Below are 9,049 nucleotides of genomic sequence, written 5' to 3'. Positions count from 1 at the left end.
AACCGACGAGACCGCCCTGCCCACCGAACTCACCGCATAGCCTCAAAACGAGATCACCGAGTGGCCGTCACTACACCACTCCAGCGGACGTGACCGTGTTCCGCGATCGGCAGTGAGCATGCGGCCGACATGGCAACGAGCGTGTACGGCTACGGCTCCCGTGACAGGGCACGTGCCAGCTCTGCCGCGAAGTGACAGGCCGTTCACCCCCAGGCCACCCACCGCCCCCGGTCGACCAGCCTGCCGGGCGCTGGCGAAACTGCGCTCCACCGCCAGCTGCCGCTCGCGTACCGCCATCGTCACGACCGCCGCCTCGGATACGCCATCAAGGCACCGCCCACAGCGCCGAACGATCCACAAATGTCTCCTGCCGCGCCCGCCACACCCCGCCACGCCATCTGACGGGCACTGCCACCAATACACCGCCACCTGCTCTGCGCGTCCGCGAGCAGCGCTGGCGAGTACAGACCCGTACCAACGGGCCCGGGAGGGCACGCCGGACTCAAGGGCCCAGTTTCTTTTGGGGTTGATCGCTGCTTGACGCGGGGCGCATGCCGTCGATCGCAGGGCTGACAGGGGGCGGGAGGATATCCGTATGACTGATCACATAGCTGTGGTGCCGGTGGGAGAGCGTCTGGATGAGGCACAGGTGTATGTGCTGGTGGGCGCTGCCGGAGAAGCCGATTGCTTCACAGCCGACGGTGTGACGGTTGTCGTCGGCCGGACCGCAACGGCGGTCGTCGTGGAGCCCGGAGACGCGTTCGGCGGCAGTGGCGTGTGGAATGCCGAGGAAGTTCGGCTGTTCGGACCGGCGCCCGCACCTGTCATGGAGCGGCTCTTGGGGCGGACATGGAGGTGGAGCATCAAAGGCACGTCGTTGCCACTCCACGTGATGGCCCGTCTTGGGGAGGGCCTGGTGTCTTTGGGTACGGGTCGTACGGAGCGGGCCGAGACGGAGCTGCGGCCGGGCAGCAGCGAGTACGAGCTCGTCCTGTGCGTGCTGCGGCTCGACTCGCCTCTGAACACGCTCCTACTGGACAGGGTCCGCCCTCCGCGTCCTCCGGTGAGACTTCCCGGCCTTGGGTGGCTGGAGCATGTGAACGGTGATCGTGCCGCGGCGCTGGAGCAGTTCGTCACCGGCTGGTACCCCGCCATCGACCGAGTCCTCCCTAAAGGACCGCCCTCGGCACGACCGTCACCACGGCTCCCCGAAGCGCTCAGGCGGCTGTACCGGCTGGCGGAGCAGCGGCCGCAAGTCCTGGGCCTGCACAATCGGATCGTCCCGGAACAGGACCTGAGGATCGATCACCTCGGCCAGATGCTGAACATCGCGGTCGAGAATCAGGGGTGTTTCGTCTGGTCGCTGCTGTGGACACTTGAGGACGACGAGAGCGATCCCACGGTCTGGTTCTGCGAGGACCCGGAAGAGCCGGTGGCCGAACAGGAACCCCTCAGCGGCTTCCTACTCCAGTACTCCCTCTTCGAGGCCATCATGAACGCCGACTACTGGGCCATGCCCGGCAGTGACTCGCTGACAGGCCACCAGATCGACCGGCTCACCCACGCGATGCACCCGGTGCCCCTGCGTCCCTTCTGGCCCGAGATGAACGCCCGCTTCTACGTGGCACCCGGCCTCGTCATGTACGTCGGAGAGGGAGACGACGACGGATTCAGTGCCTGGGCCGGGGCCCTCCACCGCAGCGTCCTGGCACCTCTGGCCACGGTCGACGTCAAGTGGACACGCTTCGATGGCTGAGCTTCCCCCCACGTCGGCATCGCGGGCCGCTCCCGATAGTCGGGGACTGACCAGGCCGCTCCCTCGCTGAGCTGAGTGACGAGGACGACTGCTGTTGGTGAGTCAGCAGGAGGAGTGAGTGGTGAGATCTCTCTGATGAGTCCGATGACGCGGTCTTCGCCATCGGCACGGGCGAGGGGGAACTGGTGCGCGACTGAGCCGCGACATCCGGCCAACGCGTGCAGCTCCCAGCCCCCAGCTCACCTCACAGGAGCGCTTCTCGCCCACCGGGGTCAGCCCGTGCCCATGATGCGTGCTCTTGCCGACGTCCATACCGAGGAAGACGCCCACGCTGCCGGTGCCGGTGCACACGGTGGAGGTTTGACGCCACGTCCTTCACGCGAGTAGCGTCTATGCCTCATCAGATATCTGATCTGGCTTGTATGGGGGAGGGTGTGCCGTGCTGCTGACCACGGGGCAGGCAGCCGAGGAGCTCGGCTGCGCCGTCACCTCGCTCCGCCGTCTCATTCATGCAGAACTGCTGCCACGGCTGTCCCGCCGTGGCGTACGGGTGATGCTCCCACTGGACGTCGTCCAGACACTCCGTGACCGAAAGGCCGCCCCGCTGAAGCGACTCGACGTCCCGGAGATCGCCGTAGTGCGCGCCGACGTGGCCAAGCAGGCCTCGGACTCCGGGGCGTGGACGGGATTCTCCGCCTCTCTGGACGCCGGCACCCTCCGCCAGTCGCTGCACGGCTGGTGGCGCTGCGACCCGGCGAGCATCGCGGCCGGGGGAGTGCTCCCGGTTACGTTGTCCGGCTACGTCGTCGCTGTCCTGACAGGGCTGGGCCCATGGCAGAGAGACACGCGGGGACGGCACGGCTTTCCCCAGGCAACGCTGGCCGGGTATGTCACCGACCTGGTCGAACCCGTCAAGTACCTGACCGCGACCGATCCCGAGGAAAGGCACCTTGCCGACCTGCTGCTCGGCACCCGCCTGGTTTCCCATTCGGGCGGGACCATTGCCTACGTCTCCACCAACTCCGCCGACTGACCGCCCTCGAGGGATCGTGATGGACGCACAGACCTACACAGCCACGCTCGCCGATCTGCGAGCACTGCGGGACGAGATCAAGAAGGTACGGGTGGCCCTGGCGAAGCTGGAGACGGCCCGGGACAAGAAGATCACCGCGCTGGCCGGGCACGCGAAGGCGAAAGCGGAGCGGATCGCTCCTGCCGCCGGTCTGAGCGTGGCCGACATCGTCCAGATCGCCCCCGCGCTCGCCCCCGATGCCCTTGCCGAGCCGGTGCCCGCGGATGAACCCGCCGCCCCCGTCCCGCCGACGGCGCCCACCACGTCTGCGCCCACACCGCAACCGGCTCCCGACCCTGTTCCCGCCCCTGGCGCTGCCGTTCCCGCGATCCCCGCCTGGACCCCCAGCCCGACGACCGCCCCGCCCACTGGTGCAGCGGGGCAGGCGGCAGTGGCGGCCGGCCAGCAGGCTCGGGAGCTTCCGTCCATCCCCGCAGGGCCCGACGGCGACCGGTGGTTCGCATACACGACCGGCCTGACCTCCACGCATCCGAACTTCACCCAGCAGGCCCGCTCGACGGTCTTCCTCGACACCGACACCGGCGTCCTGGTCCACCGCGACCAGACCTTCCGCCTCGACCTGCCCGCGCCCACCGCAGCCGCCATCCTCGAAGCCGTCTTCCACGCCCTGCCTACCGGCATCGAGCGCATCTTCATCACCGGCGGCAACCCCTGGCACTCCCACGCCGACCAGCACCCGTTCCTCAAGGACGCCGTAGCTGCCTGGCTGAACGCCCCCATCCCCGGCTGGCGCACCGACACCGGCCGCGGCAAGGACCGCATGGCCGGTCACTTCGTCCACCCTCGCAACCCCGTCGGCCGCTACCAAGCACTCAATAGCGATCACCACGTCGAAATCCGTTCGGCGGGGGAGTGGTTCGACACGGAAGGCGCCACTCCTCACGTCGTCCGCGATGCCTTCGTCCTCCTCTGGAAAGCTCTGCGCGCCCACTGGCCCGACGCCGTCCTGATGGGATCTCCCTCCCAGACCGGTCGCGACCTGTGGACCCGCACCATCCCCACCCGCGGGCAGTACGCCGACGGCTATCCCGTCCTGTCCGAAGAGCTCCGCGGCCTGCTGCACGCCACCGCAGGCCAGGGCAGAACCGAACTCCTCACCCCGCCCCACGTGCCCGAGCAACTGCCCGCCCTCGTCGAGTACGACCGCACCTTCGCCTACGCCAAGCACACCTGGAAGTCCCCGGTCGGCACCCCGCAGCGCGTCACCGCCGCCCGGTTCGCCTCATGGAGCGAGAAGGAACAGGTCAAAGCCCTCTACGGTTGCGGCCACTGGCACGTCCGCGTCACCGTCCCCCACGACTGGAACCACGTCGGCCTGTTGCCCGCCCCCGCGCCCGGCGACCGCGTCTGGCACTACCCAGCCACCCCCGGCACCACGTTCACCACCTGGGCGGGCGGCCCAGAAATCCACACTGCCCTCACCAACCCCATCCAGTCGTGGAAGATCGAAATCCTCGACGGCATCCTGTGGGAGGACGGCAAACCACTCGACGACTGGTCCAAGAAACTCAAAGAAGCCTGGGCCTCTCTCGCCGCCCAAGCCGAACTCCATGGCGACCCCGACCAGCGCCAGGCCGCCCACCTCGCCTCCCGCGCCGTCCGCGCCCTCCTCCTCTACGGCATCGGCTCCTTCGCTCAGCGCCCCCGCATGGTCACCGGCACCACCCCCCGCACCCACGAACGCGACGTCCCAGCCGACGCCGAGATCATCGGCTTCACCGACGACACCATCACCTGGCAGCGCCCCACCGGCTTCAGCCGCGACCCCAACGCCCATCCCGAATGGGCCGCAGGAATCTGGTCGGCCGCCCGTGCCGCCCTTCTCTCCCAGCGCCACCGCGACGACAACATCCACGCCGGCGCCCTCCACACGCCGCCCGGCGCCGTCGTCGCCTTCCGCACCGATGCCCTCTACCTCACCAGCACCCAGAACTGGCCCTACCACGGCCAGCCCGGCGACTACCTCCTCAAGGGCCACCTCACCCGGCCGGTCTCTGCCCCGACCACCGAAGACGAGCTACTGGCCCTGCGCGACCTAGGCCGCACTGCCCTCAAGGACGCCTGATGCCACCGCGCCGCCGAAACTCAAAGCCTCAGCTCAACGAAGCAGCCCGCCTCGCCGATCAACTCCAGGCCGCAGGCCTCACCAGGAAGGACATCGCCCGCATCATCAACCGCGACTCCTCCCTCGTCTCCCAGTTCTACACACGCGGCAAGGGCGCAGCCTTCGTCCCCGCCCTCACCCACGCCCTCGCCGCCCTGACCACCGCCGGTATTACCGACCCGGCCGAACTCGCCGACCTCGCAGCCCCCCACATCACCCGACGCACCACCGCCGCCGGCACCAGAGCCCGCGTCCGTACCAAAGCCGTCCTGATCACCCCCACCGGGACCGGCACCGGCCGCGCCGGCGCCCAGGCCATCGCCTCCGGCTCCACCCGACTGCGGCCCCTCATCGCCGAAGCCGCCCGCCAGGGCCTGCGTCTCGCTTTCACCGTCCGCCTCGCCAAGACCGGATACGTCCACCCCTCCGGCAGCCGCACCGATTCACCCGGCATCCGCCGCGACGTCGTCCAACGGGCCGACCACACCGAAGAACGCTCCTACGGCTCAGCAACCACCGGAGGATTCGACGCCGCCGACATCGCCCGCCGCGTCGATGCGGCGGGCGGTGACGTCACCGCAGCCATCCACCAATGGCTTGTCGAAACCGGCCGCATCCACCCGGACGCGCACATCACCCACCTCGAAGTCCGCACCTGGCGCCCCCGCTGACACGTTCAGCGTGGCTCGCTCCGCGACACACGCAGAGCCCGGCCCAGCGACCGTAACCACGAACTCCGTGATGACGACGCCCGCTTCGACGCCACACGACTTCGTTCGAACGGGCACATGCTTTCCGCCATTCGCCTGCAACGCGGACCGCCACGGCCCCCAGGCTGCATGACTTTGGTCCGCCTCTCCGGCAGGCCGGAGGAACGCCTTGCGAGGCAGAGAGCCCCAGGTATGTCCGCCGATCAGCGGAGCGCAGGAGTAGAAATCGAACGGCGGGCAGTCGAACGTCCAGTTCGCGCTCTAGCCAGACTGCCGGTGGTGATCGATCCGGCGGTTTTGTCGGTGCCCGCTGCTACACCAACTCTCAGAGGGCGTTCTGCGAGTCTTGGGCGGTTCTCGTGGTGCTTGAAGACAGGTTGTCCGGTTCCCAGCCTTGCGGTTCGCCGCCGCTGCGGTGTGCTGGTGGACGTGGGTGAGCGGCCGCCGTACCCGAGCGACCTGTCGGATGAAGCCTGGGAGCTGATCCGGCCGGTCATCACCGCATGGAAGGCCCGCCATCCCTCGGTCAGCGGGCACACGGGACAGTACGAGATGCGGGAGATCGTCAATGCGATCCTGTACCAAGCCCGCACCGGCTGCCAGTGGCGCTACCTGCCGCACGACCTGCCGCCGAAGAGCGCGGTGTACTACTACTTCGGCAAGTGGCGCGACGACGACACCGCCGAGACCATCCACGACCTGCTGCGCTGGCAGGTGCGCGAGAGCAGGAAGCGGCGCGAGGACCCCACCGCCGTCGTCCTGGACTCCCAGACCGTGCGGGCTTCGATGAACGCGCCGAAGGACACAACCGGGCTGGATGCGGGAAAAAGGAGCCCGGGCCGAAAAAGAGGCATCGCCACCGACGTCCTCGGCCTGCTCATCGCCGTCGTCGTGGTCGCCGCCAGTGCCCACGACAACGCCATCGGCATCGTGCTGTTGGACAAGGTCGCCGCCTCCGCGCCCACCGTGACCAAGGCGTGGGTGGATGCGGGGTTCAAGAACGCCGTCGTCGAGCACGGCGCCCGGCTCGGCATCAACGTCGAGACCGTCCAGCGCGAGGTGGGCGCGAGAGGGTTCGCGCCGGAACCCAAGCGATGGGTGGTCGAGCAGACGCTGGGCACTTTGATGCTCCACAGACGGCTCGTGCGCGACTACGAGACTAAGCCGGCGAGTTCGGCGACGTGGATTCACTGGTCCATGGCCGACGTCATGCTCCGCCGCCTCACCCACACCTCCACCCTGACGTGGCGCGACCCGCCCGCCTGGCGTCCGCCATCCCCGACCGGCGGGAGCGTCGATGAGGGAACTCCTGGACAAGATTGACACTCGGCAGCAGCTCGTCCGCGAGACCGCCGAACGGCTGCGTGAGCAGATCACCTTGCTCACCGAGCAACTCGGCGCTGCCGAACACACCTTGAAACGTCTGGAGATCACCCGCGAAACCATCTTGGAACTGACCGCCGAGGACGGTTTCCCGCCACCCGAGCCACTCCCGCCCGGTTACCACGAAATCCTGGCCGCCTTCGAAAGAGCCGACGGCACGCTCCGCGCGAAGGAGGTCTGCCAGGCGCTGGCCACCGGGACGGAGCCCCGTCACGTCGAAGGCGTCCGGGCCAAGCTGAAACGCCTGGTCAGCCGCGGCATCCTCGCCGAATCCGAGCCCGGCCTCTTCGCCCTGCCGTCGGCTACTCGACCCGCCTCGCAACCCGCAAGCCTAGGAGTCAATGGTGCGCAGCCGATGAGGTAGGGGCCGGGCCCGGCGAGGCCCGGGCGGGTGCGGGGGTGGAAGGATGTCGGACAGCATGGCGTGCTCCGTACGGAAGTTGACAGCCCGAACGCAGCACGTCAGAGTCCCGGCGTGAGCGAGACCAACGATCTGACGCCGGCCGAGGTACGTATATGGCGGGCCTTTCCGCGAGGCGAGTCCGTGGACTTCCGCGCCGCCGAGAACGAGGATCCGGCGCTCGGCAACACCTGGGGCGCGGAGCGGACCGTACGGGCGAGTGTGCTGCGGGCGCTGCTGCTCAAGGCTCCGCAGGAGGAGGGGGAGATCGCCGCGCTCAAGATCACGGGGGCGCGGATCACCGGCGTACTGGACCTGAAGTACGCCACGATCGACGCCGCCATCCGGCTGAGCCACTGCCAATTCGACGGCGTTCCCGACCTGTACGGCGCCCAGCTGCGCCAGCTCAATCTAAGCAAGTCCGTTCTGCCGGGCCTGACCTCGGCGACCTTGCGCGTCGAGGGGGTACTGCGGATGACGGACTGCCGTATGCAGGGACCCGTGCGGCTCGGCGGGGCACAGATCTCCGGGGCGCTGTTCATGGAGCGGGCGGAGTTCAGGGCGCCGGACGACTCCGAGCCGGTGCTGCAGCTCAACCAGGCCGCGATCGGTGACGACTTGTGGGCGCCAGAGATGCGCGCGCACGGACAGGTACGGCTCACTGGCGCCTCCGTCGCCGGGCGGATCAACATTCAGGACGCCGAGTTCAACAAGCCCGATGGCACCGCGCTGGACGCGCAGAACCTCAACGTGGGAGCCCATGTACGGGCGCGGTGCGTACGTGCGCAGGGCCGGTTGGAGCTCCGCGGCTCGCGCATATCGGGCCGTCTCGACCTGCTCCACGCCCAGCTGTCGCATCCGGGCGACACGGCACTGCGGGCGAGCAGTTGTGTCATCGGTGAACTCTGGCTGCGCAGGGGCGATCGCATCGAGGGCGCCCTGAATCTACGGCGTTCTCACATCGAGATCCTGACCCTTGAACCAGAGATGCTGCCGGACCAGGTGTATCTCAGCAATCTCACGTACACCGTACTCACCCCGCACGAGCCCGCCGAGCGCCGCCTGCCGATGCTGGCGAGGGACGGCGACCGGTATGAGCCGCATGGCTACGAGCAGTTGATGGCGGCCTACCGCCACGTCGGTGACGACGACGCGGCCCGGCTCGTCCAACTCGCCAAGCAGCGCCGCCGACGCACCACGCTCACTTGGTACGGACGGCTGTGGGGGTACGTCCAGGACGCCACCGTCGGCTACGGCTTCCGCCCGTTGCGCGCGGCCGTCTGGCTGCTGTCCATTATGGCCATCGGATCGATCGCGTACGGCCTGGACCACCCACGCCCCATTAAGGCGGACGAGGCCCCTGACTTCAACCCCGTCTTTTACACCCTCGACCTGCTCCTGCCAATCATCAACTTCGGCCAGGAGTCAGCCTTCGCCCCTGACGGCTGGCTCCAGTGGCTGTCGTACGCCCTGATCATCACCGGCTGGATCCTGGCGACAACGATCGTCGCGGGCGTGACCCGTACGGTCAGCCGGCAATGACCCCCTCTACTCACGAAAACCTCGCAGAACGCCCTCTCAGAGGGAGCCGCGCTGGACGGCT

Annotated in this window: 7 protein-coding genes; all 7 read left to right on the top strand. The window is 68.4% G+C overall.

All coding sequences use genetic code 11. The features are described 5' to 3' along the window. The first annotated feature begins 616 nt into the window (after positions 1-616). The 7 genes from ACWD0A_RS23920 (at position 617) to ACWD0A_RS23890 (ending at position 8,988) form a co-directional block, all read left to right on the top strand. On the top strand, positions 617-1,756 hold the full coding sequence (locus ACWD0A_RS23920) for a hypothetical protein (RefSeq protein ID WP_451301188.1): 1,140 nt from the start codon (positions 617-619) through the stop codon (positions 1,754-1,756). Between the two features lie 439 nt (positions 1,757-2,195). Then, on the top strand, positions 2,196-2,789 hold the full coding sequence (locus ACWD0A_RS23915) for a DNA-binding protein (RefSeq protein WP_451301186.1): 594 nt from the start codon (positions 2,196-2,198) through the stop codon (positions 2,787-2,789). A 19-nt stretch (positions 2,790-2,808) separates the two neighbouring features. After that, positions 2,809-4,914 carry a hypothetical protein gene (locus ACWD0A_RS23910; protein WP_451301184.1) on the top strand — a complete coding sequence of 702 codons (2,106 nt, stop codon included), beginning with the start codon at positions 2,809-2,811 and terminating at the stop codon, positions 4,912-4,914. Next, positions 4,914-5,624, top strand: coding sequence for a helix-turn-helix domain containing protein (locus tag ACWD0A_RS23905; RefSeq protein WP_451301182.1), 711 nt, complete (start codon positions 4,914-4,916; stop codon positions 5,622-5,624). Before ACWD0A_RS23910 ends, ACWD0A_RS23905 begins: the two co-directional genes overlap by 1 nt. A 468-nt stretch (positions 5,625-6,092) precedes the next feature. Further along, a complete protein-coding gene (locus tag ACWD0A_RS23900) occupies positions 6,093-6,986 on the top strand; it encodes an IS5 family transposase (RefSeq protein WP_451301180.1) in 894 nt (297 codons plus the stop codon). Next, positions 6,961-7,410, top strand: a complete 450-nt coding sequence (locus ACWD0A_RS23895; protein WP_451301178.1) for a hypothetical protein — start codon at positions 6,961-6,963, stop codon at positions 7,408-7,410. Before ACWD0A_RS23900 ends, ACWD0A_RS23895 begins: the two co-directional genes overlap by 26 nt. A gap of 111 nt (positions 7,411-7,521) precedes the next feature. Further along, positions 7,522-8,988, top strand: a complete 1,467-nt coding sequence (locus ACWD0A_RS23890) for a membrane-associated oxidoreductase (protein WP_451301176.1) — start codon at positions 7,522-7,524, stop codon at positions 8,986-8,988. Positions 8,989-9,049: the final 61 nt, after the last annotated feature.

The sequence above is a fragment of the Streptomyces sp. NPDC002867 genome (assembly GCF_053591895.1).
Note: the sequence above shows the minus strand (reverse complement) of the source record. Positions and strands in the feature narration are given on the sequence as shown.

What these genes read in the sequence shown, in the direction of transcription:
- ACWD0A_RS23910 (WP_451301184.1), top strand. Translation starts at nt 2,809, where the DNA reads ATGGACGCACAGACCTACACAGCCACGCTCGCCGATCTGCGAGCACTG.
- ACWD0A_RS23905 (WP_451301182.1), top strand. Translation starts at nt 4,914, where the DNA reads ATGCCACCGCGCCGCCGAAACTCAAAGCCTCAGCTCAACGAAGCAGCC.
- ACWD0A_RS23895 (WP_451301178.1), top strand. Translation starts at nt 6,961, where the DNA reads ATGAGGGAACTCCTGGACAAGATTGACACTCGGCAGCAGCTCGTCCGC.